At 40.3% G+C, this 26,463-nt stretch carries 27 protein-coding genes and 1 pseudogene; 10 read left to right on the top strand and 18 right to left on the bottom strand.

Annotation, left to right across the window (positions count from 1 at the left end; translation table 11 throughout):
• The first annotated feature begins 6 nt into the window (after positions 1-6).
• Positions 7-1,110 carry a tRNA nucleotidyltransferase gene (locus J8L98_RS22410; protein ID WP_210998295.1) on the top strand — a complete coding sequence of 368 codons (1,104 nt, stop codon included), beginning with the start codon at positions 7-9 and terminating at the stop codon, positions 1,108-1,110.
• Positions 1,111-1,549: 439 nt separating this feature from the next.
• Complete coding sequence (locus J8L98_RS22405; protein WP_210998294.1) at positions 1,550-4,453, top strand: TonB-dependent receptor; 2,904 nt, start codon at positions 1,550-1,552, stop codon at positions 4,451-4,453.
• Between the two features lie 256 nt (positions 4,454-4,709).
• On the opposite strand, the gene J8L98_RS22400 is transcribed toward J8L98_RS22405, so the two are convergent.
• Genes J8L98_RS22400 through folB form a run of 3 tightly spaced genes read right to left on the bottom strand, consistent with a single transcriptional unit; the run spans position 4,710 to position 6,354 of the window.
• Positions 4,710-5,513: an undecaprenyl-diphosphate phosphatase gene (locus J8L98_RS22400; RefSeq protein WP_210998293.1), complete on the bottom strand. Its 804-nt coding sequence runs from the start codon at positions 5,511-5,513 to the stop codon at positions 4,710-4,712.
• 5 nt (positions 5,514-5,518) lie between these two features.
• Positions 5,519-5,998 carry a 2-amino-4-hydroxy-6-hydroxymethyldihydropteridine diphosphokinase gene (gene folK / locus J8L98_RS22395; protein WP_192506576.1) on the bottom strand — a complete coding sequence of 160 codons (480 nt, stop codon included), beginning with the start codon at positions 5,996-5,998 and terminating at the stop codon, positions 5,519-5,521.
• 2 nt (positions 5,999-6,000) lie between these two features.
• Positions 6,001-6,354 carry a dihydroneopterin aldolase gene (folB, locus tag J8L98_RS22390; RefSeq protein WP_210998292.1) on the bottom strand — a complete coding sequence of 118 codons (354 nt, stop codon included), beginning with the start codon at positions 6,352-6,354 and terminating at the stop codon, positions 6,001-6,003.
• Between the two features lie 107 nt (positions 6,355-6,461).
• On the opposite strand from folB, the gene plsY reads away from it, so the two are divergent.
• The gene (gene plsY, locus J8L98_RS22385; protein ID WP_192506574.1) at positions 6,462-7,049 is read left to right on the top strand and encodes a glycerol-3-phosphate 1-O-acyltransferase PlsY; all 588 of its coding nucleotides are present in this window, start codon (positions 6,462-6,464) and stop codon (positions 7,047-7,049) included.
• On the opposite strand, the gene tsaD is transcribed toward plsY, so the two are convergent.
• From tsaD to J8L98_RS22370, 3 genes are all read right to left on the bottom strand, one after another.
• Positions 7,046-8,059 (bottom strand): tRNA (adenosine(37)-N6)-threonylcarbamoyltransferase complex transferase subunit TsaD, encoded by a 1,014-nt coding sequence (tsaD, locus tag J8L98_RS22380; protein WP_192506573.1) that lies wholly within the window; start codon positions 8,057-8,059, stop codon positions 7,046-7,048. The genes plsY and tsaD overlap by 4 nt on opposite strands.
• An 83-nt stretch (positions 8,060-8,142) precedes the next feature.
• Positions 8,143-8,733, bottom strand: coding sequence for a YjaG family protein (locus tag J8L98_RS22375; RefSeq protein WP_192506572.1), 591 nt, complete (start codon positions 8,731-8,733; stop codon positions 8,143-8,145).
• A complete protein-coding gene (locus J8L98_RS22370; protein ID WP_210998291.1) occupies positions 8,726-9,049 on the bottom strand; it encodes a DUF2007 domain-containing protein in 324 nt (107 codons plus the stop codon). The genes J8L98_RS22375 and J8L98_RS22370 overlap by 8 nt, the downstream gene beginning before the upstream one ends.
• A 38-nt stretch (positions 9,050-9,087) precedes the next feature.
• On the opposite strand from J8L98_RS22370, the gene J8L98_RS22365 reads away from it, so the two are divergent.
• From J8L98_RS22365 to J8L98_RS22355, 3 genes are all read left to right on the top strand, one after another.
• Positions 9,088-9,483 carry a DUF2721 domain-containing protein gene (locus J8L98_RS22365; protein ID WP_192506570.1) on the top strand — a complete coding sequence of 132 codons (396 nt, stop codon included), beginning with the start codon at positions 9,088-9,090 and terminating at the stop codon, positions 9,481-9,483.
• Between the two features lie 64 nt (positions 9,484-9,547).
• Positions 9,548-11,074 (top strand): DUF3369 domain-containing protein, encoded by a 1,527-nt coding sequence (locus tag J8L98_RS22360; protein ID WP_192506569.1) that lies wholly within the window; start codon positions 9,548-9,550, stop codon positions 11,072-11,074.
• Between the two features lie 110 nt (positions 11,075-11,184).
• Positions 11,185-12,081, top strand: a complete 897-nt coding sequence (locus tag J8L98_RS22355) for a LysR family transcriptional regulator (RefSeq protein WP_192506568.1) — start codon at positions 11,185-11,187, stop codon at positions 12,079-12,081.
• A gap of 127 nt (positions 12,082-12,208) precedes the next feature.
• On the opposite strand, the gene ubiA is transcribed toward J8L98_RS22355, so the two are convergent.
• A complete protein-coding gene (gene ubiA, locus J8L98_RS22350) occupies positions 12,209-13,081 on the bottom strand; it encodes a 4-hydroxybenzoate octaprenyltransferase (RefSeq protein WP_210998290.1) in 873 nt (290 codons plus the stop codon).
• A 1-nt stretch (position 13,082) separates the two neighbouring features.
• Positions 13,083-13,610: a chorismate lyase gene (locus J8L98_RS22345; protein ID WP_192506566.1), complete on the bottom strand. Its 528-nt coding sequence runs from the start codon at positions 13,608-13,610 to the stop codon at positions 13,083-13,085.
• Positions 13,611-13,784: 174 nt separating this feature from the next.
• Here J8L98_RS22345 and J8L98_RS22340 point away from each other — a divergent pair, with 174 nt between their 5' ends.
• Entirely contained in the window at positions 13,785-14,180 is a 396-nt protein-coding gene (locus J8L98_RS22340) for a flagellar basal body-associated protein FliL (protein WP_210998289.1), read from the top strand.
• Here J8L98_RS22340 and glpG read toward each other — a convergent pair.
• The 6 genes from glpG to J8L98_RS22310 all read right to left on the bottom strand — a co-directional run bounded on the left by glpG (position 14,161) and on the right by J8L98_RS22310 (position 19,407).
• Complete coding sequence (gene glpG, locus J8L98_RS22335) at positions 14,161-14,997, bottom strand: rhomboid family intramembrane serine protease GlpG (RefSeq protein WP_210998288.1); 837 nt, start codon at positions 14,995-14,997, stop codon at positions 14,161-14,163. The genes J8L98_RS22340 and glpG overlap by 20 nt on opposite strands.
• A complete protein-coding gene (glpE, locus tag J8L98_RS22330; protein ID WP_210998287.1) occupies positions 14,994-15,311 on the bottom strand; it encodes a thiosulfate sulfurtransferase GlpE in 318 nt (105 codons plus the stop codon). The genes glpG and glpE overlap by 4 nt, the downstream gene beginning before the upstream one ends.
• Positions 15,312-15,374: 63 nt before the next feature.
• The gene (gene tdh / locus J8L98_RS22325; protein ID WP_192506563.1) at positions 15,375-16,400 is read right to left on the bottom strand and encodes an L-threonine 3-dehydrogenase; all 1,026 of its coding nucleotides are present in this window, start codon (positions 16,398-16,400) and stop codon (positions 15,375-15,377) included.
• Between the two features lie 44 nt (positions 16,401-16,444).
• On the bottom strand, positions 16,445-17,641 hold the full coding sequence (locus J8L98_RS22320; RefSeq protein WP_210998286.1) for a glycine C-acetyltransferase: 1,197 nt from the start codon (positions 17,639-17,641) through the stop codon (positions 16,445-16,447).
• 157 nt (positions 17,642-17,798) lie between these two features.
• Positions 17,799-18,356, bottom strand: a complete 558-nt coding sequence (gmhB, locus tag J8L98_RS22315; RefSeq protein ID WP_210998285.1) for a D-glycero-beta-D-manno-heptose 1,7-bisphosphate 7-phosphatase — start codon at positions 18,354-18,356, stop codon at positions 17,799-17,801.
• A gap of 7 nt (positions 18,357-18,363) precedes the next feature.
• Positions 18,364-19,407 carry a glycosyltransferase family 9 protein gene (locus J8L98_RS22310; RefSeq protein WP_210998284.1) on the bottom strand — a complete coding sequence of 348 codons (1,044 nt, stop codon included), beginning with the start codon at positions 19,405-19,407 and terminating at the stop codon, positions 18,364-18,366.
• A 123-nt stretch (positions 19,408-19,530) separates the two neighbouring features.
• Between J8L98_RS22310 and J8L98_RS22305 the strand changes: the two genes are divergently transcribed.
• Positions 19,531-20,250 (top strand): 3-deoxy-D-manno-octulosonic acid kinase, encoded by a 720-nt coding sequence (locus tag J8L98_RS22305; RefSeq protein ID WP_210998283.1) that lies wholly within the window; start codon positions 19,531-19,533, stop codon positions 20,248-20,250.
• A gap of 4 nt (positions 20,251-20,254) precedes the next feature.
• Here the strand turns inward: J8L98_RS22305 and hldE are convergent, their stop codons facing one another.
• Genes hldE through J8L98_RS22290 form a run of 3 tightly spaced genes read right to left on the bottom strand, consistent with a single transcriptional unit; the run spans position 20,255 to position 23,796 of the window.
• Entirely contained in the window at positions 20,255-21,700 is a 1,446-nt protein-coding gene (hldE, locus tag J8L98_RS22300; RefSeq protein WP_210998282.1) for a bifunctional D-glycero-beta-D-manno-heptose-7-phosphate kinase/D-glycero-beta-D-manno-heptose 1-phosphate adenylyltransferase HldE, read from the bottom strand.
• Complete coding sequence (locus J8L98_RS22295) at positions 21,697-22,290, bottom strand: SIS domain-containing protein (RefSeq protein ID WP_210998281.1); 594 nt, start codon at positions 22,288-22,290, stop codon at positions 21,697-21,699. Before J8L98_RS22295 ends, hldE begins: the two co-directional genes overlap by 4 nt.
• Positions 22,291-22,344: 54 nt before the next feature.
• Positions 22,345-23,796: a capsule assembly Wzi family protein gene (locus tag J8L98_RS22290; RefSeq protein ID WP_210998280.1), complete on the bottom strand. Its 1,452-nt coding sequence runs from the start codon at positions 23,794-23,796 to the stop codon at positions 22,345-22,347.
• A gap of 148 nt (positions 23,797-23,944) precedes the next feature.
• Here J8L98_RS22290 and waaA point away from each other — a divergent pair, with 148 nt between their 5' ends.
• Together waaA and J8L98_RS22280 are read left to right on the top strand one after the other, a co-directional pair.
• Positions 23,945-25,219, top strand: a complete 1,275-nt coding sequence (gene waaA, locus J8L98_RS22285) for a lipid IV(A) 3-deoxy-D-manno-octulosonic acid transferase (protein ID WP_210998279.1) — start codon at positions 23,945-23,947, stop codon at positions 25,217-25,219.
• A complete protein-coding gene (locus tag J8L98_RS22280) occupies positions 25,216-25,767 on the top strand; it encodes a DUF1415 domain-containing protein (RefSeq protein ID WP_210998278.1) in 552 nt (183 codons plus the stop codon). The genes waaA and J8L98_RS22280 overlap by 4 nt, the downstream gene beginning before the upstream one ends.
• A 232-nt stretch (positions 25,768-25,999) precedes the next feature.
• On the opposite strand, the pseudogene J8L98_RS22275 reads toward J8L98_RS22280, so the two are convergent.
• A pseudogene (locus tag J8L98_RS22275) lies at positions 26,000-26,463 on the bottom strand (transposase); the annotation flags it as partial.

The following is a 26,463-nucleotide window of genomic DNA, read 5'->3' as shown; positions in this document are numbered from 1 at the left end:
GCCAAAATGAAAATATATTTAGTGGGCGGTGCTGTACGCGATGAATTGTTAGGTCGCCCTATTGTTGAAAGAGATTACGTTGTTGTCGGGGCAACGCCAGCAATAATGATCAAGCAGGGCTATAAACAAGTTGGCAAAGACTTTCCGGTCTTTTTACATCCCGAGACCCATGACGAATATGCGCTCGCGCGTACAGAGCGAAAAAGTGGTCAAGGTTATGGTGGATTTATCTGTGACTTTGAACAAAGTATTACACTCGAGCAAGATTTATTTAGACGAGACCTCACGGTTAATGCAATAGCAAAAGCAAATGATGGTCAATTAATAGACCCGTACCATGGCCAAGATGACTTGAATAACCGTATTTTACGTCACGTAGGACCCGCCTTCAGTGAAGATCCTTTACGTATTCTGCGTGTTGCACGCTTCGCAGCAAGGTATGATCACTTAGGTTTTACCATTGCAGATAGCACAATGACCATGATGGCAAACATGGTTAGTCGAGGTGAATTAAAAACACTGACGCAAGAACGTGTATGGCTAGAAATTGAAAAATGCTTAGCTGACGGTGCGATTGAACACTTTACCACGACTCTGGACCAGCTTGGAGCATTGGCAGATGTTCAACCATTATTGATCGGTTGGAACGTTCAAGAGCGCACTCAACTTAAAAAATTGCTCATGCGTTTACCTCACTCTCATCCACATTATAAAATAATTCAATTTTGTCTGTGGCTATACGATACACCCAGTGATAAATTAAAAGCCCTCGAGCAAACTCTAAAAATTCCTTCTCGCTATGCAGTCGCACTGAGAGACTTTTGTGAACATAAAGCATGTTTTATACCGTCAGTGAGCGCACAGCAGCTGTTAACCCTGTTTGATCGTATCGATTTATGGCGAAGACCTGAGCGGTTTGATTTATTACTCGAGATCATCGCTTTTTCACAGTATAACAATCCTTCTCTCATTGCGCTGATTAAAGAGGCAGCTGCCAACACTCGGGCTATTGACGTACAAGCCATTATTGCCGCCGGTTTCTGTGGGGCCCAAATTAAAACCCAATTAACACAACAACGTTTATCGACTCTAAAAAAAACCTTCAATTAATCATTACTATCAGGTGGGGAGTACCTCACCTGCATAAAAAAGTTCCCTTTTGATATAAAAAAAATCAACCGGCTAAAAAAACGTCGCCAAAATTAAACGTTCGCTAACATCATAACCACATAAAAGCTGCTTAATCATACTAAAACTTTGAATATTCTTTTCCATTTAGAAAAAGCCATTCACATAATCTGCAACATAAAAGTAAATACACACTCACCGTAAAGACTCCGTTACACAAAGCATCCCTCTACAAGCACCAAGAATAAAGGCAGAGTACAAAATGACAAACCATCGTAAACAGAAAATACAAATTAGAAACAAACATTACAACCACCAAACAGCCGCTTGTAACATTTAGATATGCTAAAAATGCGGCATAAATATAACCGCACTTATAAAAGTAAGGGCGGCCCTTAACAACAACTTAAAGAAAGGTCTTATGTTGAAGAAGTTAAATCTATTGACTGTCGGTATTAAAGCTGCGTTATTAACTAGCGCCGTATCAGGTTCAGCTGTCATGGCAAACGAAACTGGAGAAGTTAAAAAAGTTGAGCGTATTCAGGTTACTGGATCAAAAATAAAACGTTTTAACCTAACTTCCCCCACCCCTGTAACGGTTATTGGCGGTGTTGAACTCGAAAACCAAGGTATTACCAATGTAAACGATTTACTTGCGTCAATGCCACAAGCTTCGGTAGGCCTTTCTCCTGAAACAACCACAAACTTAATATTCTCATCAGGATTAAACACCACCGATCTACGCGGCCTAGGTTCTGAGCGTACATTAGTTTTAGTGAATGGTCGCCGTTATGTCCCAGGTTCTGTTGGAGGTACTGCTGTCGATTTAAACAACATTCCAACATCTATGATTGAGCGTATTGAAATTGCCACAGGTGGTGCAGCAGCTGTATACGGCGCTGATGCAGTTGCCGGTGTTGTTAATATCATTACTAAAAAATCAATGGACGGTATTGAGGTTGACGTATCAACCGTTCGACCTGAACAAAGTGGTGGAGAAGAAAACTTTTTCTCAATCACAGGTGGTGTGGAAGGAGACAAACTTTCATTCATCGCTTCATTGAATTACACAGAAAACAAAAGCTACACACAACTCAGTCGTGACTTTGTACGTACCCCAGTTAATAGCTATGGTAACCCTGCAAACACCAGTGGCACTGACGGCATTCCTGATCGCATCGTATTGGGCCACCCAACAGCATTGGCTTACTACTCAGAAGGGGGAGACTTCTTCACTCAAAGTGGCTTTGATGATAATGCTTTCAATAACCACCATTATACATTCGATGCAAATGGTAATGTTCGTGCATTTGACTACGGGCTAGGCCGCTTACCTAACCCTGGAGTTGGTAACGCTTCTCGCAGCTATTTACAAGGTGGAGATCAGCAAGGTGACGGCGTATTTGGTCACGGTTATAAAGAGTTTTTCCAGACGCCTCTTGAACGCATCATCGCGTCTGCTTACGGTACTTATCAACTAAATGATGAACACGCACTCACATTTGATTTTACCTATTCAAATACCGATGCAACAACTGAAGGTGGTCCAGCTTTCTTCCGCCACACAATTCGTCGTGACAATGCATATATGAAAGATGATATGGCTAAGTTACTCGATGATAATGGCTTAACCAAGGTGACATTACGCCAAGCAAATGAACACCTTTGGGGTAACCGTTCATATGGGCAAGAGCGTGAAGTTTTCCGTACCTCAATCGGTGCTGAAGGTTTTTTAAATGATGATTGGGGATACAGCACCTATGTTCAGTACGGCCGTATTGAGCAAGACACAATTTGGGAAGGTGAGGTTTTAACTCAAAACCAAATGAATGCAATCGATGCCGTTGAGTACAATGGTCAAATTGTATGCGCTGACCGCGATGCAAACGGTAATGTCGTTGGTGCCTTAGCTGGCTGTACCCCATTTAATACAATGGGTGCAACATCAGCCACTCCAGAACAATTAGACTACATAGGGACCACTGCAACCCGATTCGCCAAGCATGACCAAGTTGTGTTTGCTTTAACTGTTGATGGCACTTTATTTGAACTACCTGCTGGGTATGTTGCAGCAGCATTTACAGCAGAGCACCGTCGAGAATCTGTAACGACAACCCCGTCAGATAATATGGCCAAAGGGTTAATCTTCGGTAACTCTAGCTTACCTATGAGTGGCGAAATTGAAGTAGATGAACTCTCTGCAGAAATTTCAATCCCCCTTATTGAAGATAAGTTCTTAGTACAAGATTTAACACTTGAAACAGCGTATCGCTATATGGATTACTCTGTTACTGGTGGTGATGATGCATGGAAAGTCGCGTTAAACTGGGGCGTAAGCGATGAACTTCGCGTTCGTATTAACCGCTCTAAATCAGTTCGAGCACCAAGCTTAGGCGACTTATATACTCCTAATTCAAAAACATTTGATTCAGGCCGCGCCGATATTTGCCGTGCTGACAGCATTACAAAATCAGGCAGTGAATTTAAAGACAATGTAATTCGTAACTGTGCAGCTGACAATATGCCGGCGGGTTGGATGCCTACCGATGAATGGTTAGCGGGTGGAAGCTTACCTGGTTATATTCGCGGTAATGAGCACTTAAATAATGAAGTATCAAATGATCATACTATCGGTGTTATTTATACCCCTTCATTCGTTGAAGGTCTAGATTTCACATTAGACTACTGGGCATTTGAAATCGATGACGCGATTGAGTACTTTGATAGAGATACAGTGCAATATTGTTACGAGTCTAGCTCGCTAGATAATCCATTCTGTGAAAATGTGGTACGTAATGAACAAACGCGTGACATCGAGTATTTCATTGATAAACCAATTAATGCAGCTCAGTTTGCAAGAAAAGGATTTGATTTCGAATCAGCATACCGCACTGATATTCTAAATGGCTTTCTTTCACTTAAATTCACAGCAACGTATTTAACTGAAGCGACTGAAAATACAACGGGCCGCTCTGATGAGCTACGCGTTAAATTAGGTGAAATGAAGTCGCCACGCGTTAAAGCTCGCTTTACTGCTTCTTATGCACATGATGACTCTTCATACGTGTTAACCACTAACTATCGCCACTCAACGGTAGAAAGTAATACATGGACAATAGAAAACAACAATTATAATGATATCCCGTCATACACAACGTTCGACTTTATGTACAAAACATACTTGTTAGATGAGCTACAATTACGTGTAGGTGTTAACAACTTACTTGATAAAGCACCACCACGTAACCCATTTGCATTTGATGAGGGTGAGTTCTTTGATGTAAAAGGTCGCCGCCTTTCTTTAGGTGCTAAATACTCATTCTAATTGAGCTATAAGTATCTATACGCACGCGTCGATTGCTAATCGACGCGTTTTTCTCTCTACAATACATCCACAGTAACTCCTAACACCACTTTCCGACGCGTGCCCTAATCTACAAACTCGTTTTCATGTATCTTTACAGTAAGCAACCCACCTATCCTTTGCGAAAAGTTAGTCATTACCACAGACAAATATGGCAGAAGAAAAAACAGTAAGCACAAAAAAAGCGCCCTAAGCGCTTTTTTAAGTCAGATAAGACTTACAATAATAAATAAGCAAATAGTCCCATACCGAGTAAAAGTCGATATATCACAAATGGCATCATGCCCATACGCTCTATTACTTTCAAGAAAAAATAAATACATGCATAAGCTGACATAAACGACAATACAGAACCCAGTACAATAGCCTGCCAATCAATCAATTCATCTGCTGAAATCAACTTATAAATGTAATATGAGCCAGCTGCTGCTATCACGGGTATAGACATTAAAAAAGAAAAACGCGCAGCACTTTGTTTATTTAAACCAATTAATAAACCAACAGTCATGGTGATCCCTGAGCGAGAAGTACCAGGAAATACCATAGCGACCACCTGAGACAATCCGATAAGTAAAGCGCTCATCCAGTTGAGCTGATAAATCGTTTTAATTTGTTTTGCTTTTGCATCGGCATACCAAAGCAATAAACCAAATACGATCGTTGTCGTCGCAATGATATAGGCATTGCGTGAGTAGCTCTCAACAAAGTCTTTAAAAAAGTAACCGATGATCAGTGATGGGATTGTGGCAATTAAAATCCACCAGCCAAGCTGGCTGTCATCTGTTTTTCCCTGTTCTGAAAATGATTTAAACCAAGCGCTTAAAATTGCCACGACTTCTTTACGAAAGTATATAATAACGGCGATTAAAGTGCCGACATGTACCGCTACATCAAATGCAGTTCCTTGATCTTGCCAACCCAAAATCTGTGAAGGTAAAATTAAGTGTGCCGAGCTTGAAATGGGTAAAAACTCCGTTAAACCCTGAACTAAGGCAAGTACAATAATTTCGATAATACTCATAAATATTATAACTCCACTTTCCATAGTTTTTGCTGCGGATTATGATATTCCCGCCAAATTTCATCAATTGTTTTGGCCACCACCGGGTGATAAAAATCTGCGGCAACCTCATGCAATGGCTGTAGCACAAAAGCATTTTTTACAACTTCATCTCGCGGCAGTTGAGCAGGGCTCTCACAAATCACATCGTCATAAAACAATAGGTCTAAATCTAATGTCCGTGGGCTAAACTTTTTATCCTGATGCGTTCGGCCATTATCTAGTTCTATCTCTTTTAGTACTCGACACACATCCGCTAATGACATCGCTGTTTGTGCGCCCAGTACTGAGTTATAAAAATTACGACCTGCAAAACCTACCGCTTCACTTTCATAGACACTTGAATGAATACTATCAGGGAAATGAGTTAACAAGGCTTTTAGCCCTGCTGCTAAGTAATGCTCTTTGTTAACATTTGAGCCTAAGCTAATATAAATTTGTGCCATTGCTAATGTTTTACCCGTGTTATTTCTACACCCACGGTTTTTGCTGCAGGTACTGCCGCTGGTTTGCTAACTCGAAGCATCACTTGTGTCACATTAAACTCATTCAAAATAATCTCGGCTAATTGTTCAACTAAAGTCTCTAATAACTCTACTGGTTGGCCTGTTGTATGCACCGAAACACGTTCGCTCACCTTTGCATAATCCACCGCCAAATGTATATCATCTGACTGAGCTGCGGCCGAAATATCGGTCAACATCTCAATATCAAAGTATAAGCTTTGTTTACTTTCCTTCTCAAAGTCGTAAACTCCTATTATGGTTTCGACATGTAGTTGTGAGATATAAACCTTATCCATTACTGCTCCATTGGTACGTAGCTCAAACTTGAGAGTGTTTTCTCAAAAAAATCTATTACAACGGTCGATCATAGCCCAAAACTTAGTAAGACAAAATAAGGAAACGTGTGTTAGTTAGTTTAATCTGTATATGCGCCTATTTAATTGGCTCAATTTCATCCGCAGTTTTGGTATGTCAAGTATTTGGCTTGCCCGATCCTCGCTTTGCAGGTTCTAACAACCCCGGAGCTACCAATGTACTGAGGTTAGGAGGAAAAGTTCCCGCGGTACTCGTGCTTATCTTTGACATATTAAAGGGCACTATTCCTGTATGGGGGGCATATTTCCTACAAATCGAACCGGTTTGGCTAGGCGCGGTCGCTGTTGCTGCATGTTTAGGCCATATTTACCCCATCTTTTTTCATTTCAATGGTGGAAAGGCGGTCGCCACAGCTTTTGGTGCATTACTGCCTATTGGGTTGTCATTGGGAGGAATGCTCATTGCAACTTGGTTGTGTGTTTTATGGTTAACACGATACGCTTCATTAGCAGCAATTGTGACAGTCACCGCAGCACCGATATATACTTGGCTAATAAAACCAATTTATACCATTCCAGTCAGTTTTTTAACGGCCTTAATTATATTTCGACATCGTTCAAATATAGCTAGGCTCTTGAAAGGGCAAGAGCCTAAAATTGGCAAAAAAAAGTCTTAAAGTGGTTTTAAGCTATCAAGTGGCCAACGCGGTTGTGTTTTCATATCTAGAGGCGCATATTGCTTAGCCTTTAAACGCTGCATACCAGCAAAAGCAATCATCGCTCCATTATCTGTACAAAACTCGGTTCGTGGGTAATATACTTTGCCTTGCATGCCTTGCATCACACGCGCTAACTTACCTCTAAGCTCTGTATTTGCACTCACCCCCCCAGCAATTACCAAGCGTTTTATACCCGTCTGTTTTAATGCTCTTTTGCATTTTATCGCCAAAGTATCGATCACTGCCGTTTGAAAAGCATGGGCAATATCCGCTTTCGTTTGTACATCATCGCCTTCAGTTCGAATCGTGTTAGCTGCTGCCGTTTTTAAACCGCTAAAGCTAAAATCAAGTCCGGGCTTATCTGTCATAGGTCTGGGAAAGACAAACTTCTTTGCAACTCCCTGTTCAGCAAGTTTCGCCAAACGTGGCCCACCAGGATAATCCAATCCTAAAAGTTTAGCTGTCTTATCAAATGCTTCGCCTGCAGCATCATCAACCGATTCTCCAAGCACTTCATATTCACCAATTCCAGTGACTTTTACCATCATGGTATGGCCACCTGATACTAACAACGCAATAAATGGAAAATCAGGCTGCTCATCTTCAAGCATAGGCGCTAATAAATGCCCCTCCATATGATGCACAGCAACAGCTGGTAACCCCCAGCCAAACGCCAAAGAACGTCCTATTGATGTACCAACCAATAATGCGCCAACTAGACCTGGCCCTGCAGTATATGCCACACCATCTAAAGATTCAGGCCCACACCCAGCTTCTTTGAACGCAGCTTCAATCAAGGGAATCGTTTTTCTAACATGATCACGAGAAGCTAGCTCAGGTACCACACCACCATAATCAGCATGTACTTTAACCTGACTATATAACTGATGTGCAAGTAATCCTTGTTCATCATCATAAATAGCAATGCCAGTTTCATCACAGGATGATTCAATACCTAATATGCGCAATTTACCTCTCCCGCCTTACATTAAAAAATATGAAGATTTTACCTTGAGCTGGTTTTACTCAGCAAGAAAAACTAACGCCCACTTTAAATGGCGATACCAATATTCGTTTGCCCATCAGCAACAGCATGTTGCTTTAATGCTTTAACACTGTCACTTGTGATGCGCCCCATCTGTTCAACAAAGTCAATAAGCCCAGCTAACACGTCTATTTCATATTGCATTATTTCATGTTCACGTACTAGTGTATTGTCCGGTTCAATGCCTTCATTTTCCAATACAAATTCAACATAACGTGCAACCGTAGCTTGCGATATTTTCGCAATATCAATGAATTCTTGATCATCTTTGGCCATTAGCCCATGGATCAGTCCTAATAACGCCGTCGCTGTATCAATTGCGGGGTAAGTCCCAAACATATCGAATTGCGATAACTCAGGGACATTCGGTTCTATTTTGTCTACTTGTTTTTCAAGGTTGATTTTACTTTTGGGTAACACGATAATTTCCCAACAGACATTCAACGCACTCTTCATTATTGCCGCATCACCAAACTCTGTTGCTTCACTAAACAACGTATAATTAGGTAACATACGTTCAATAATTGCAGCCGACAACACTGCTTTTTGAAGGTAATTTAAGTCTCTGATACGTTGAAAGTTATTTGCTTTACTCATGTTCTTTCCCACATTGCCAGCAATATTGAAAAGCTGGACCATTTATCTCATTGCATTGCACACAGTACCAATCATCATGCTTCTGCGTTTGTGCGTAGTTTAACAAAATTTGCTCCGCATCGCGTAGCTTTATCTCGTACACATAAACACTTAATTTAGCCTGTTCATTAGGTATCTCTCCTATTGCGCCTTGCAACGCACTTCCTCCTAAATGAGATTGTATTTTGGCTTGCGTTAATAAGCCTTGAATAATATGTGCTTCAATCATATTGTCCGTTGTAAAAGCACACCTCCACTTGAAGCTATTATCTGTCATACTTACTTACCTGTTTAAAACTATCAGTTCGAGGCTTTATGACACTCACGACCCCAGGTTTACTCTTCCCCGCAATATCATTACTGCTGCTAGCGTACACTAATCGATTTCTTGTTCTTGCGCAGCTTATACGTGAACTTAATGCACGAGAAGGCGATACATTACGCCCTCTAGTTAGAGCCCAAATTGATAATCTAAGAAAACGCATTAAACTCATTCGGTTCATGCAAGTTTGGGGGGTGATTGCATTTTTGTTATGTACTCTGTCTATGTTTGCATTATTCATTGATGTCGCACTAACTGGCATTGTTTTGTTTGGAGCAAGTCTTTGTTGCTTAACACTTTCGCTCATTATCTCTTTATATGAAATTCATATCTCTTGTGATGCTATAGAAATAGAATTGCAAAATATCGAAAAAAAGCCATCTTCGTAATTAAGCATAGCCCTTTTTCTACGACTATACTCATTAATGAAAGTAGTCTTAAAAGGGCCTGCGAGTGAATAGTTTTCTTTTTTCCAATGAAACACTAGATGAACCAAGTAACCAAGAGCAAAGGAGCGGGTTTTGGGATATTCTCGTTGTCGATGACGAAGAGGACATACATCAAGTAACAAAACTGGTGCTGTCTGATTTTAAGTTTGAAGATAAAGCCCTGCGTTTTCATCATGCATATTCGGCACAGCAAGCCATGGAGATACTCCAAGGAGAAGATGATATTTCAGTTGGTTTAATCGACGTTGTAATGGAAAGTAATCATGCTGGCCTTGATCTAATCAAGTACATTCGCAACGATATTGCTAATCATGATATTAGATTGATATTGAGAACAGGCCAACCAGGTGAGGCACCAGAAGAATCTGTCATTCGAGATTATGATATTAATGATTACAAAAACAAAACGGAATTAACCGCCGTTAAACTAAAAACTCTGCTTTATTCAGCACTACGCTCCCACCGTGATATTCAAACAATTGAAAGGCATAAGCTTGGTCTAGAGCGTATAATCAACGCATCTTCTTCTTTTTTACAATGTGACAGTGTCAGAGATTTTGCATCAACGATTCTAGCTCATGTGTCTGATGTGTTGGGACTCCAAGACAATGATATTTACTGCGCTGCTGCCGTCAATAACCAAAAGCAATCTGCTACAAAGTTTAAATTACTTGCAGCGTCTGGAGAAGGAGTTGAACCAAACTCAGATGTGATCCCTGAAAGTGTTAAAAACCTATTTATTGAATCTCACAATCGTAAGACATCCTGTAAAACACATCATGAATATATTGGTTATTTTCCATCTCGATGCGGTGGGGAAACAATGCTATATGTGAGCAAAGAGTCTGCTTTACAGCATACTGACTTTCAGTTACTTGAATTCTTTTCAAACAATATTGCTTTAGCATATGACAACTTAAAGTTAAGAGAAACGGTAAAAGAGTCACAAAAAGAACTATCGTATATTTTAGGTGAAGCCGTTGAAAAACGTTCAAAAGAAACTGGTTCACACGTAAGACGAGTAGCACACTATAGTATGCTACTCGCCCAACTTTATGGGTTAGGTGATTACCATTCTGAGATTATTAAGCTGGCTTCCCCACTACATGATATTGGAAAAATTAGTATTCCAGACAATATTTTAAATAAACCAGCGAAGCTCACCGCAGATGAGTGGCAAATAATGAAAACTCATGCTGAAATTGGACACGAAATTTTACAAAATTCTGCCAATGAAATTTTACAATGTGGTGCTACAATTGCTCATCAGCATCACGAAAAATGGGATGGTAGTGGTTACCCTCAAGGTTTAATTGGCGAAAATATTAACATTGTTGGTAGAATTACCGCACTGGCAGACGTATTTGATGCATTAGGTAGTAACAGATGTTACAAAGCAGCCTGGCCTTTGGAAAAGGTATTAGCGTTAATACAATCTGAAAAAGCAAAACAGTTTGATCCTAAGCTTGTTGATTTATTCATGCAAAATATTGACCAGTTTATTGCGATAAGAGATAGTTATCCTGATTGATTTTTGTAAGCAAAATGTAAAAATTTCACTTTAGTTTTCTCTATATTTGTATTAGTATTAGGGAAAATCACACAAATTCTGTGTATTGATGAAATTAAAAGGAATTTCGAATGAGATTTGAACAACTTGAACAGTTTGTTGCGCTCGGTAGTCTTCGTCACTTTAGGCAAGCTGCGGAACAAACACGGATCAGTACTTCGGCACTGACTCGTAGCATCCAAACTTTAGAAGATGAAATTGGCTGTGAATTAGTTAAACGCTCGACTCGCTCTGTGAAATTAACTGAGCAAGGTGAGTTATTTCTAAATTACTGTAAAGCCACACTTTCTGAGTTAGAACTAACTAAGAAAACAATTAAACAGAGTTTATTTGGCCGAGATCAACAAAAGCTAGTTGTTGGTTATACGAATAAAGCGAGTGCGATTGTTCCCATGTCTTGCGGTAAATTTTTAGCTGATTACCCTAATGTTAAAGTAGAAATGCAGCTGCAAGACGAAAATGAGTTAACAAGGAAATTACAATTAGGGGAAATTGATATTAGTGTTTATCTGCAAAGCGCTAGTAACGTAATGAGCGATATACACCTGCCTGATCAGCTTATTTTGTTTGTCGCAAAACATCACCCGTTGGCATCTAAAGATAGTTTGAGGCGTTCGGAATTGTCAGAATACCCGATGTATGGCTGTTTCTCTCAGCTCAAACAAGTTCAAACTATGCTAAATGAAGCGGTTGAAGGCTTAAATAAGTCGACTAGTATGAAAATTGGCAATATAGACCAAGTCATCGAAGGTCTAAAAAGCTCAAACCACTTTGCAATAGCAAGTATTGAGCATTCTAAAACAATTGCACAAGATCCTAATTTAGTATTACTTAAAACTAATAAGGATGTGGACCACGAACAGCTAGTGGTTCAAACGAATCATCACGTAAGTGGAGATAGTCATATTAAGCACTTACTAGAGCTAATAGAACAAACCGCTCAGGCTCAATCTTGCACTACGCAATAATGGCATTGTAATGAACACAAGAGAGCTACATCAGCTCTTGTTGTGTTCATTAATAATATAGATGCATAAATGAAAGGATATCTCAAAATAACCTGAGTAGCATAAAACAACAACTCAAAGTAGGATATTACACTGCCATAGAAATGGCGAGACCAACAAAAATTGCCATGCCTACATAATTATTATTCAAAAACGACTTAAAACATGCAGTACGGTCACGCCCCGTGATTTTTCTTTGCTGATTAACAAGCAAGACGCCCGCCAAGAACAAACCGACCCAATACGCCAAACTCAGCGCTTGTGTATAACCAACATATACCATGATGGCGACATAACAACTATTTAACATTGCGATCCAATGCCTGTCTAACGAACCAAATAGAATAGCTGTTGATTTAACACCTATTTTAACATCGTCATCTCTATCAACCATGGCATACATTGTATCGTAAGCTACTGTCCACACTAAATTAGCAATAAATAGTAACCAAGCTAGCGTCGGTACGACACCGTTAGTCGCCATAAAAGCCATTGGGATTGAGAAGCTATAGGCCGCACCTAATACAACTTGTGGTAAATGCGTGAATCGTTTCATAAACGGGTAACAAGAAGCCAGTGCTAGCGCAACCAGAGACAATGCAACGGTCTTAAGATTCAACTGTATTACCAGTAAAAATGCAATAAATATCAGACCCGCAAATAGAGTAAGCGCCTCCCCCGCTTTTATGGCCTTCCTCGCTAACGGCCGACCTGAAGTTCTTTGCACAGCGCCATCTACTTTTCGGTCCGCAAAATCATTAATAACACAGCCCGCACTGCGCATTACAAACACCCCTAAAGTAAATATAATAAGCAATGGCCACTGTGGTATGCCATTATTTGCCATCCAAAGTGCACACAGTGTTGGCCATAACAATAATAATGTACCAATGGGTTTATCTAACCGCATTAGTTGCTTATATTCCGGTATATTTTTTACTTTGAGTACATTGAATTGCATCTTATTCTCCCGGTAAAAAGATTTCACATACCATTACTTGCGCGTCACTTTTAGTAAATACTCTACGTCGCGCATAAAGTTGCTCTGCCGCCTCATTATGCACTCTTGATAAGGTAGAAAATGTACTTCCACTTTGAAAAGTACAGACATCTAACTGAGACCGTAGCCAGCTATCATCGCAAAAAAGTACTTCACCCAACGGCGTTTCACCTAACCCACTTACGCCCACCTGATAAGCTGCTTGAGTTATCCAGCTTTGTGCATACACTTTCGGCATATCGTCACAATACAATAACACTTCACGACACAATACCTTCTGCACGTCACCGTTAAATATCGCAATATGACTCTTTGTTGCAGGTACCCACTTTTCAGAAAGCACCTTGACACGAAATTGCTGACATTGCTGTTTTAGTAATGAAGTCAACGAACCTTGATCAAATAGCAAGTTTGCGATTGAGGGCGGCACACATTGTAATTCAGCAGCACTTTGCCAAAAATAATCTATGGAAAAAGGATATTCAAACACAATAAATCTTAGCCTAATATACGACGGGCGATATCATACCACTGAGCGCTGAAGCAACAAAGAGAGTTAGTTTTTTAGAGTGATATTTACCACATATCTGTAAATTTCTCTTAAATAAGTATACACTTACACCTCGAAAATAGATTAATTGAACTTCTGGGATTTTAAATCGTTATGAAGATGTATGCTTGTTTCGTTTTTGTGTTCACACTCCTACTTAGCCCAATCAGTGCTAAAGCAGAGTCCACTGTGGGATACTTTGGCTTCGAGCCGGACATAATAACCAATTATATTGGCCAATCAAACAAAAAGCTGGGTTATGTGAGGGTGACCGTCGACCTTATGCTAAACGACGTATCAAATATTGCGATTGTTGAACATCACACACCATTATTGCGAGACGCTATTGTTCAAATATTAAGTAAAGAACCAGAAGAAACTATAAAATCACTCACTGGCCGGGAAGAGATTCGTATGCGTTGCGCTGAAAAGTTAAAAGGCCTGCTGAATGATGAAACAGGGCAAGAAATTGTCAGAGAAGTTTTATTTACTAAATATCTTTATCATTAGTAACTTCATTTTTATTTATATTAAAGAGTATTGCTAATAACATTCCCGTTAACATGCCAAACAAATATGCCCAGTTAGCCATATTAACAAACAATAGTTCTGTAAACCCAAGTGCCATCCAAATAAGCATAAAGCCCACTACAGGCTTTTCGATCAACGCAGCTTGAGAGGGGTTACGTTGGCTATATATCCATGCGTAGCCTAGCAAAGCATAGACAACACCACTTAATCCACCAAAATTCTGATCAACAAACAAATATTGTGCCCAGTTACTTATTATTGCACTCGCTATAGAAATAGAGACTACTTGCAAAGGTCCAACGCGGTTAATCAGCTTATCACCCAGATGCAGCCACCAACCCAAGTTAAATACAAGGTGCACTATACCCATGTGAATTAAGGCAGGAGAAAGCCAAGTCATTGGTGAACAAGGATCAAACTGAAGAAGCTGAAAAACAAAGTGAGTATCAAAAATATGAAAGCTAATAAAAATAGCAATGCAAACTACAAAGACGGATTTTAAACAACAATGTAATTGATGAAAACGTTTAATGAGGTTAAGTGAGCCCCCCTTGTACATGAATTGTGTATCAGTGTCACCTGTATGCCACGATGCTGTGAGGTATTTTTCATCATACGGGTTATCAATAAAGTCTTGCCACAAAGCTTGCGCTTGCTCATTTTGGGCCTTTGGCACCCAAACTTGAACGTACCGACCATCATGGCTTTCTAAAACAACAGCAACCCCCTGGCTTTTAAAGTAATCGGCCGCGCCTTGTACCGCTCGAGGGTTATCTGAACTACCTATTAGAATCATTTTTTAACAATATCTGGGAGATCGGCGGCCCACTGAGTAAAACCACCATCCATGCTATAAACATCTTCAAACCCTTGCTCTACCAAATAGTTGGCAGCTCCTTGAGAGCTCACGCCGTGATAACATACAACAATAATTGGCTGCTCAAATTCTTTCTCTTGCATAAAGTGGCCAATATTTGCGTTAGACAAATGCTCTGATCCTGGTATATGGCCATTCTCATAACTATTTGAGTCCCGAATATCTGCCACAATGACATCATCACGTTTAAGCATTTCGTGGGTTTGCGCAACTGAAATATTTTTAAATGACATACATTACTTCTCTAAACTTAAAAAGACGACCAAAGCCGTCTATAACTCATGGTATGACGTACATCACGTCCAATTTAAAATAACTTTCCCAGACTGACCAGATATCATCGTATCGAAGCCTGTTTGGAATTCATCAATATGAAATTGATGTGTAATAATTGGATTTAAATCTAAGCCAGACTGGATCAGACTGGCCATTTTATACCATGTCTCAAACATTTCTCGGCCATAAATCCCTTTAATTACAAGCCCTTTAAAAATAACTTGATTCCAGTCTACTGCCATATCTGAAGGTGGAATACCCAGCATCGCGATTTTTCCACCATGATTCATATTATTGAGCATGCTGTTAAATGCGATAGGCACACCTGACATTTCTAAGCCAATATCAAATCCTTCTGTCATACCCAGTTCTGACATAACATCTTCTAGCTTTTCTGTGGCGACATTGACTGCTCGGGTTGCGCCCATTTTCCTTGCCAGCTCCAGACGATATTCATTTACATCCGTAATGACCACATGACGAGCACCCACATGCTTAGCAACTGCCGCAGCCATTATCCCAATTGGTCCAGCTCCTGTAATTAATACATCTTCACCCACTAAATCAAACGATAATGCGGTGTGTACTGCATTACCAAATGGGTCGAAAATCGCAGCCAATTCATCCGAAATATTATCAGGGATTTTAAATGCGTTGAAAGCAGGGATCACCAAATACTCAGCAAAAGACCCTTCTCGGTTTACTCCGACGCCCGTTGTATTACGACATAGATGTACTCTACCTGCACGGCAATTACGACAGTGCCCACACGTAATATGCCCTTCACCCGATACGCGGTCACCAACTTGGAAACCACGAACCTCTTGACCCATCTCCACAACTTCGCCAACATACTCATGGCCAACAACCATTGGCGTTGGAATAGTATTTTGAGCCCACTCATCCCATTTATAAATGTGAACATCCGTACCACATATCGCAGTTTTACGGATTTTTATTAATAGGTCGTTATGGCCAACTTCTGGTTTCGGCGCATCTGTCATCCAGATCCCAGGTTCAGCCTTCAATTTCGATAACGCTTTCATACTTTTCACTCGTTAAAGAGGAAGCATTCGCCTCCCCAATAGGTTTAAATAACGTCCAATTCTTTACCAATACGAATAAACGCATTAATTGCGGTGTCTAGCTGCTCTTTAGTATGCGCGGCTGATATTTGCGTACGAATACGTGCCTGACCTTTCGGCACAACTGGGAATGAGAATCCAGTGACATAAATACCCTCATTAAGCAATTTATCGGCCATCGCTGCAGCTATTTTCGCATCCCCCAACATCACAGGGATTATTGCATGATCCTTACCCGCACACGTGAAACCAGCCGCTTCCATTTTCTCACGAAAATAGGCTGCATTGCTCCAAAGTGTATCGCGTAACGCTTTACCATCTTTGAGCATATCTAATACTGCGATAGACGCTGTAACAATCGATGGCGCGAGTGAGTTTGAAAACAAATATGGGCGTGAACGCTGACGTAACCAATCAACCATTTCTTTCTTACCCGCTGTATAACCACCAGAAGCGCCACCAAGTGCCTTCCCTAGTGTTCCGGTTATAATATCAACTCGGTCTAATACTCCGCAATACTCTGGCGTACCACGGCCATTTTCGCCAACAAAACCTACCGCATGTGAATCATCAACCATCACTAACGCGTCATATTTATCCGCTAGGTCACACACCGCCGCTAAATTACAAATAACCCCATCCATTGAGAAAACACCATCTGTTGCAATCAACTTTGTTTTTGCACCAGCCTCGGTAGCTGCAATTAATTGCTCTTCTAGCGCCGCCATATCATTATTAGCATAACGGAAACGTTTTGCTTTACACAAACGAACACCGTCAATAATCGATGCGTGATTAAGTGCATCAGAGATAATTGCGTCCTCTGGACCTAGAATTGTTTCAAACAGTCCTGCATTCGCATCAAAACACGAAGAATACAAAATGGTGTCTTCTGTTTGCAAAAACTCACTGATTTTAGCTTCTAGTGTTTTGTGAATATCTTGTGTTCCACAAATAAAACGCACTGATGCTACACCAAAACCATGGGCATCTAGGCCTTGTTTTGCCGCTTCGATTAGGCTTGAGCTATTTGCTAGGCCCAAGTAGTTGTTCGCACAAAAATTAATGACTGAATCACCTGATGATACAGCTATTTCAGCTTGTTGAGAGGATGTGATCACTCGTTCATTTTTGTATAAACCTTCAGCTTTAACTTCTTCAAGTTGCTGCTCTAACTGGCTATAAAAGGCCGATGCTCTCATTTAGAGTCTCCATTGGTTGCACGGGTTACCCATAATGAATCAACTTGGTGTTTGCTTAATTCACTACAGCTAATATCAAATAGGGATGTATTGTAAAAGTTTCAGAGCGTAATTGCACGAAGTGTGATTATCGTCCACCGCTCAGTAAAGTAAATATTTATGAGATGGAAGACAGAATACTGGGCACTTTATTCAATGATGAACATACAAAGTCAGCTGTTTCCATGGTTGCTTTATCAAATGCTTGACCTGACTCAACCAATATGGCAGTTTTTACTCCAGCGCTGCGAGCAGCTTGTATATCAGAGACTTTATCCCCCACCATAACACTGTTTTCAACCTTAATATCAAACTCATTAATCGCCTGCATCAGCATACCTGCCCGAGGTTTTCTGCATTGACAATCAACCAAGTACTCTGGTTCAGCTTTACTGGGATGATGTGGACAAAAATACACTTTACTGATTGCCACATCACGCTTAGCAAATTCCTCACACATCCACTGGCTTAATACATTAAATTGAGCTTCGGTATAATAACCGCGACCAATCCCTGATTGATTAGTCACAACAACAATAATATAGCCTTGCGCAATGAAATACTGACATGCCTCAAAGACCCCTTCAATAAATTGAAAATCTTCTCTTTTATGTACATACGCATGATCAACATTAATAACACCATCACGATCTAAAAAAATAGCTTTTTGACTCATAACACCCTTATAACCTTTCAGTATTTACAACATGGTCAAACATGGTAACAACCTGTTCAGTGCTGATCTGTGACATTAAGTCAGCGCCTTTAACTCTTGTACCCCATGGCAGTTGCTTCGCAGTTTTCTTTTTTTGCTTAAATAAATTGTTGTGGTAAACCTCAACAACATAGTCTAAATATAAATAAGGCCCAGTACGTTGTGGATTCGAATGTGCGTATAACCCAATCACTGGTGTCTGAACTGTCACCGCCATATGAGCAGGTCCAGTATCTGGCGCCAAAACTAGTTTTGCTTGCTTCAAAACACACAATAATTGCTTTAACTGCGTTTTTCCGACTAAATTAAGAATAGGGCAACATGCTTGGCTGACTATTTTATCTGCCAAAGTCTGCTCTAATGTCGTTGGACCACCAGTGAGTACCACACTAAACCCTTGCTTGTGTGCATGTTCAGCAACTTTCGCGTAACGCTCAGGTAACCAATTTCTTTCTTCTTTACTTGCCGCTGGTGCGATCACAAAAACTTTATCTAACTCGCATAAAAGCTGACTTGCCACACTTTCATCCGCCACCGAGTAAGGCATTTCCCAGCTCGGGATACCGCATTTTGCACCAATTGCTCGAGCAAAGTTCTGAAAGCCCTCTAAAACATGAGGCTCGCTTTGTGCTTGTATTCGTTTATTAATAAATAAGCTGTGTAGCTCTTTGCTACGATGTTTATCAAAGCCAATTTTCTTCTTAGCTGGAATGCACCTGGCTACCAAATTAGCCCGTAGGGCAACTTGCATATGCAGCAATACATCAAATTTTCGGCCTTTAAAACACGCTTTCAACTGGTTATACGCGGCTTTCCCTTGCTTCTTATCAAAAACAACAAACTCGATACCTGGCAAGCCCGATAACAACATGGCTTCAACCTTTCCTATTACCCAAGTAATTTTTGCATGTGGGTGAGCCGCTTGAATGTCTTGAACTGCGGAGACTGCATGGCAAACGTCACCGATAGCCGATAATCTTAAAATACAAATTGAATTATATTGATCTGTCACACTTTTCCCGCAAGATAAACCTCATTTAGAATCCGATCTTAAATTATTCACCTCGCTTTGCAAGTTTATAGCGAGGTAAAAACGCGATACACTACCTCCATCTAAGTTTACTTTACCGCTGATATGCACATTAATGATACAAAACAGGGGTATATATTAAGCCCTAAATACGTTGAGCCCTCTTTCCCTTCTAAATACTTTGATGCGAGTTATTGGCAACAAAAAAACGCGATTGTAGGCACCAAAGAAGGGCGCGCTACCGCTTGGTTTTTTAAGCATAACGACACCGTTAATGTGCTCAAACATTATTGGCGAGGTGGTATCATAGGCAAAATATTATCTGACCAATATATTTATACGGGGTTAAAAAATTCTCGTGTTTATCGCGAATTTTTACTTATGTGTGAACTACAAAAACGTGGTTTAGCCGTTCCTCAACCAATCGCAGCCAGAGTAACAAAATCTCTATTCATATATCGTGGAGATTTAATTACTTCTGCCATACCTGGAGCTATTAGTTTATGCGAGTTGCTACAGAGACAACCGCTTACAGATAAAAAACTTAGTGATGTTGCTTTAACAATCGCTGAGTTTCATAACGCAGGGGTTTACCATGCAGATTTGAATATCAACAATATCCTCTTTGATGATAAGGGAAAGGTGTATCTTATCGATTTTGATCGCGGTGAATTAAGAAAACCAGCTTTAGACTGGCAGAACAGTAATATAAAACGGTTACAGCGCTCTCTACACAAAGAGGCCGGCAAATGGCCGACCTTCTATTTCACTCCTGATAACTGGGTATCGTTTCACACCCATTATATGGATGCCAGACATCCATAAACTCTTATTGAGTTGACTGCGCTTTCTTAATAATATTTGATGTAGAGCAACCATTTAAGAAGTCAAGCACCTCAACTTTTCCTCCGGTACTCAGCACATGATCGGCACCAGCGATTTCAGATACCTTATAATCACCACCTTTGACCAAAACATCAGGGCTGAGTCGTGCAATCAGTTCTGCTGGCGTATCTCCTTGTGTTTCACTGCCAAAAGGGATTACCCAATCAACCGAAGCCAATGCAGATAGTACCATAGCCCGCTCATCTAAAGGGTTTATTGGCCTATCGGAACCTTTAAGACGTGATATAGACTCGTCATTATTCAAACCGACAACTAGCCTATCACCCATAGCTTTAGCTTGTGCCAAATATTTTACATGTCCCGCATGTAATATATCAAAACACCCATTGGTAAACACAATACGCTCACCATTTTTTTGTGCGAGTGCAATATGTTGATGCACATCATCATAAGGAGTTTGATAGTGCTCGCCATTCTCAATTAAGTACTGCCCTAGCTTGCGACTTAACTCTTCCGGCGTTACAGTGGCAGCTCCGAGTTTACTCACTGCAATGCCTGCAGCAATATTTGCAACTTCCACTGCATCTTTCGCAATCATACCGGCCCCCAACATCGTTGTCAGGGTTGCAATTACTGTATCACCGGCACCCGTTACATCACTCACTTCTCTTACTTGAGCTGAGAAATGATGTTTTTCTGAAGCACTAATCAATGACATGCCTTGTTCTGAACGAGTTAGCAACATTGCTTCAATGCCTGCTTCTTGTAGTAGCTTACGAGCGCTCTCAGTTAATGTCTCTTCAGAATCAACAATGCCCCCTGCTAGTTTAAACTCATTAAGATTGGGTGTAATGAAGTCTGCACCGCGATATATAGCAAAATCAGATGACTTAGGGTCAACAAGCACGGTTTTTCCTGCGGATTTTGCAACGGCTATCATTTCTTGAATAGCCGACAGCGCCCCCTTATTATAATCTGAAAATAAAATATAATCATATTCATCAATGACTTCTTTAAGTTTACTCAACAGAAAGCGACTATGTGTATTTGTAAATGTCTCTTCTAAGTCTAACCTTACAACTTGTTGGTGCCGGCTTATGACTCGCATTTTAGCGATCGTTGGTAGCCCATCAATGCTCACTAACTGAGAATGTATATTTTCAAATTGCAAAATACGCTCTAGAGTTTGACCATTGTCATCCTTACCTATCAACCCGAGCAATCCCACTTTTCCATCTAAATGTGCCACATTCTTAGCAACGTTTGCAGCGCCCCCTGCTTTGTCTTCTAGGCGGCTCACTTTAACAACGGGTACCGGTGCTTCAGGGGAAATCCTACCGGTATCTCCTAGCCAATAACGATCAAGCATGACATCCCCAACGACTAGAACACGCGCTTCATTCAGATGTTGTAAGTTGGCTAAATTCATTGTTGCAACTCCGCAACCAACATATCCACAGCTTCACATAACCAATGACCAATAAACATATGAGCTTCTTGAATACGCGCTGTTTCATCATTACGAATTATAATTGGTAACTTCGCAATGCTTTTTACTTCACCACCATCTCGCCCCGTCAATGCCACAGTGAACGCACCTAACTCATTGGCTGCTGCCAGCGCCAAATTAATATTGGCGCTCGTACCGGATGTTGTTAAACCAATCACTAAATCTTCTTTTTTACACAAAGCTTGAACTTGACGCTCAAATACCGTATCGAAGTGGTAGTCATTGCTATGCGCAGTTAAAATAGATGTATCTGTGGTTAGCGCTATGGATGCCAACGGCCCCCGCTCCAGCTTATATCGAACGACAAATTCGGCAGCCAAATGTTGCGCGTCTGCCGCACTACCACCGTTGCCGAACCAAATAACTTTACCACCTCGGGCTAAAGCGCTTTGGCATGCATTCAATAGTTGCATCACTTCTTGATGATAATCAGCCATTGTATTGAAAACATCTTGATGACGTTGCAAAGAAGCTAAATAACTTTGTTCAACATGTTGATTTTTCGACATATCAGTTCCTAAATCACCGCTATTGGGCTTAATTCTGTAAATAATATCCGTGAGCTACCAGTATACATTGACTGATAACCAAGTATAGCTCTGTCCAAATACATCCTTACCCACAGCCAAAGTAGTCTCAACCTGCTTTTTGGCAATGCTACGACTATTGCTAATTTGCAACTCTTGACCCACTTCATAATTCTCCCCCAGTTGACCAAGCTCATTTAAATAACCACTTTTATTTTCAATTCTAGTGTATTTCGCTCGCCACAAAGAAGTGAAGGATTCACTATAAGTAACATCAATAACATGAGCTTGAGATGGTGCGGCATCGCCAAACTTTCGTTGATCACCAATAAAACTCCCCATGACAGCTCCACCAATTGAATTCCCGTAAGTTGGGTATATTTGATTGACATACCAAAGGCTGTGCTGATTTGAATACTCATAACGCAACGTACTTTGAGCTGTTAATTTTGGAAGATAAAAACCAAGGTTGGTCGCGGTGTTACCAAATTGGTAGTTTTTGTGGCCTTTAGTATCCTCTCCTCCATATTCTATATACCACTCAACTGGCAATACTGTCGTTGTCCGTAATGTACTTGTAAAAGTTACCCATTGGTCTCCTAATTCTGCATCCCTACTACCAGTAAGACCCGAATTATCATTTCCTGCTGGGTCAAAATAAGCTTTTAATACATCCTTAACATTAACTTCGCGAGGTCCACCTCCGAATTGCATCATTCGATTTAAGCCAATTTTCCAACCATCTATCGGCTCTAGGCTAAAGTGTGTGCCAGCCAGCTTCGGTCTGCCACTATGGAGTTTTCCTTCGTATAAGATGCCATTTTCTACATGTTCCGACTCAGCGTAAAACAGCTCAAAGTCAAAGTTCCACCAGTTTTTTAGAGGTGCAATTAACCCAATAGATACAGAAGGTAGCGGTTTTGCATTATTAGAGTAGACTTGTGCAAAGCTTTTAAACGGTGAGAACCAATGTTCTTTATATCCTAAATTGAGCTGAAAAGTCTCACCGCCTAACGCGTAAAAGGTATTATACGGGATCAAATCTCCTGCTTCGACTCGGTAATCAATGCCGACTTGTAATAGCGAACTTTCACTACCTCGCCAAATACCTTCCAGTGACAGTTCCGCATATTCACTAGAGGTATTACTTCTCTCATTAGCTAATTTAACTTCTTCTCCAGAATCAACTCTCAATTTGACACCCTGACGGGTAATGTCATCTTTACTTGAGTAGGGCTTCAAACGCTTCTGAATAACATTATATAATGCTCTATCAAGATTATAGAGTTTTCGCAGCGCAGAATGTATTTCGCTTAAACGATATGGTTTTGCCATTGGTGTACCATGTGTTAAAGCAAACATCTGGTCAATTTGATACTCTAAAATGACATCTTTCCCAATTGGTAAATATGCCGTTGGTGCTGAAAATGTATAGGTAGAGAGGAAAAATAATATACCAGCAAAGAAATACGTACTTTTAGACTTCATCTTTTATCAGTGTTTTTTGAAATATACCTATATGGTAACAAAGTTATTTTGTGGGAGCACGACTCTAAAGTGTGTAAATTTGTTATTAGATTTTAATTCTTACACAATTCACAGTAAAATGAGTTTTTATATTTACCATATGTGACTCATGATACGCCTTTTATACAGCTGCTTCCTTTATATACTCAGCCCATTTATAGTCATTTATCTATACCTAATAAGAGGGCATAAAACTCCTACTTATCGGCTGTTTTTTTTAGAGCGCTTTGCTCTTTCTTTGAAGTCTTTACCAAGAAATGCCGTCATTTTCCATTGCGCATCAGTAGGTGAGGTGCTCGCAGCGACGCCATTAATAAAAGCATATATAAAACGCCACCCGAACGACTACATTGTAATTACCTGCAACACGCCTACTGGTCGCCAACAAGCTACTGATAGCCTTGGGCAACATGCAAATATTTGTTATTTGCCATTTGATTTTTGGCATTGTAGTAAACGCTTTATCAAAACCTTACAACCAAAACTACTGATCATATTAGAAACTGAACTTTGGCTAAACCTATTAGCACAAGCTAACAAACAAGCATGCCCGACTGTTATTATCAATGCGCGTTTGTCTGAGAAATCGCTGAAAGGCTATCAAAGAGTCTCTCCCCTCGCCAAACGACTTATGAAAAGCATAGATCACTTAGCATGCCATAATGAGGAAGATGCAAAGCGTTTTATTACTCTGGGCCTAGCTAGGCAGAAAGTAACCGTAACAGGGTCAATAAAGTTTGACATCCAAATAGATTCTGATGTTCAGTTAAATGCTAACGCCTTAAAAGCACAGCTTGCGGACAGACCTGTATGGGTTGCAGGTTCAACTCACCCAAAAGAACATGAAAAAGTACTTTTTGCCCATCAACAATTATTAAAGAAAAACCCAAATGCTTTGTTAATTATTGCACCGCGACACCCAGAACAGTTTCAATTTGTTGCAGACATACTCAATCAACAAGCATTCTCTTTTACTAAACGTAGTGAGGCTTTAGAGCCTACAAAACAGGTTTTGCTGGCCGATACTTTGGGTGAGCTAAAAATGCTCTATGGCTGTGCAGATATTGCTTACATAGGTGGTAGTCTTATTGAAAGAGGTGGGCATAACCCGCTTGAAGCAGCGGCTTTTGCCGTTGGTGTACTTACAGGACCTTCAACTTACAACTTTTCTCACATTTACCCAGACCTACTCTCCAACAAAGGTGCACTACAAATTGATCATGAACAACAGCTTAGTGAAGTTTTAATTAAGCTATTCGATGATTTCGATACTCGAACGTTGCTGGGTAAAAATGCACATGCATGCCTACAGAAAAATCAGGGCGCAATTCCTAAATCTCTTGATTTATTAACTTCATTACGCACATCAGAGGAATTAACATGACCACACCTATTAATGTCATGCAGAACTGGGTTATCTCTGTTATCGTTAAATTCAACTTTTGCCCATTTGCAAGACAAGAAGTTGAGCAGAATAAAATTCACTACCAACCATCGAGCAGTATAAGTCATGATGATGCTGTCATGGATATGCTTGAGCAATGCGTTCAATTAACACAAAATCCAAAAAGAGAAACAACCTTGTTATTTTTTACACAAGGGTTTCAAAACTTTGATGATTTCTTGAATCTAGTCGATTTAGCGAATGCTATGTTATGTGTGCAAGGTTATGAGGGTACTTATCAAATAGCTAACTTCCACCCTAATTATGTATTTGCAGACAGCGAAGATAATGACCCAGCAAACTATACTAATAGGGCTCCCTACCCAACTTTGCACCTAATTCGAGAACTCAGTATGGAACAGGCACTTGATAATTACGATGATCCGGAAAGTATTCCTGAAAACAATATAAAACTCACACGCAGAAAAGGAAAAATCTTCTGGCAGAACTTGCTCGCCGATTGCCATAATAAAAATGTAGACGAGTGACCGTATAGGCTACTTATTACTGCTTGTAGTACAAGGTAATTTGCTTGTACTATCGATTCCCTGTTAAAAAATACTCATGTTTATTGACTTGCTATTCCTGCGATGCTCACTAATTGTAGTGGTCAACTAATTCCGGACAGTAAATAAACTATAGCCTAGCTATAGTAACTGCCATTTCATTGATATGTCTTTCGAGGCGTTCCTCGAATTCAATAGTAAAACCAATCATCGCCTAACGCCAATTTTGAATCGGCATCATCCATTTCTTGCCGTCATATTTTATCGCAAGATAAAGCATTTTTCTCGCTGAATTATCGCTAGGAAATATTTTACGCTTTTTGATTACACTATTGATCGATTCAATCGCGTTGGTTGTGCAGATAGCCCTGCGGATATCTTCAGGGTAGTTAAACAGCGCATTCAGATTTTGCGAATATTGGCTGTCCCAGATGTTGCTGAAGCGCTCCAGTTCAAGTAAGGCTTCGTCCTCTGTAACTGAACGATAAACATGCTTTAAGTCAGCGGTGACTGCTTTGTAATCTTTCCACAAGACATATTTCAACGAATTGCGAACCATATGTACAATACTCAGCTGGATGTTAGTTTGAGGAAAACGGTATTGATAGTATCAGGGAATCCTTTAAGGTCATCAGAAGATGTCTTCCATAACACGCTGTTGAAGTCCTGTCAGAACGT

It is taken from the genome of Pseudoalteromonas sp. MMG013 (assembly GCF_018100885.1).
GTDB lineage: Bacteria > Pseudomonadota > Gammaproteobacteria > Enterobacterales > Alteromonadaceae > Pseudoalteromonas > Pseudoalteromonas aurantia.
Note: the sequence above shows the minus strand (reverse complement) of the source record. Positions and strands in the feature narration are given on the sequence as shown.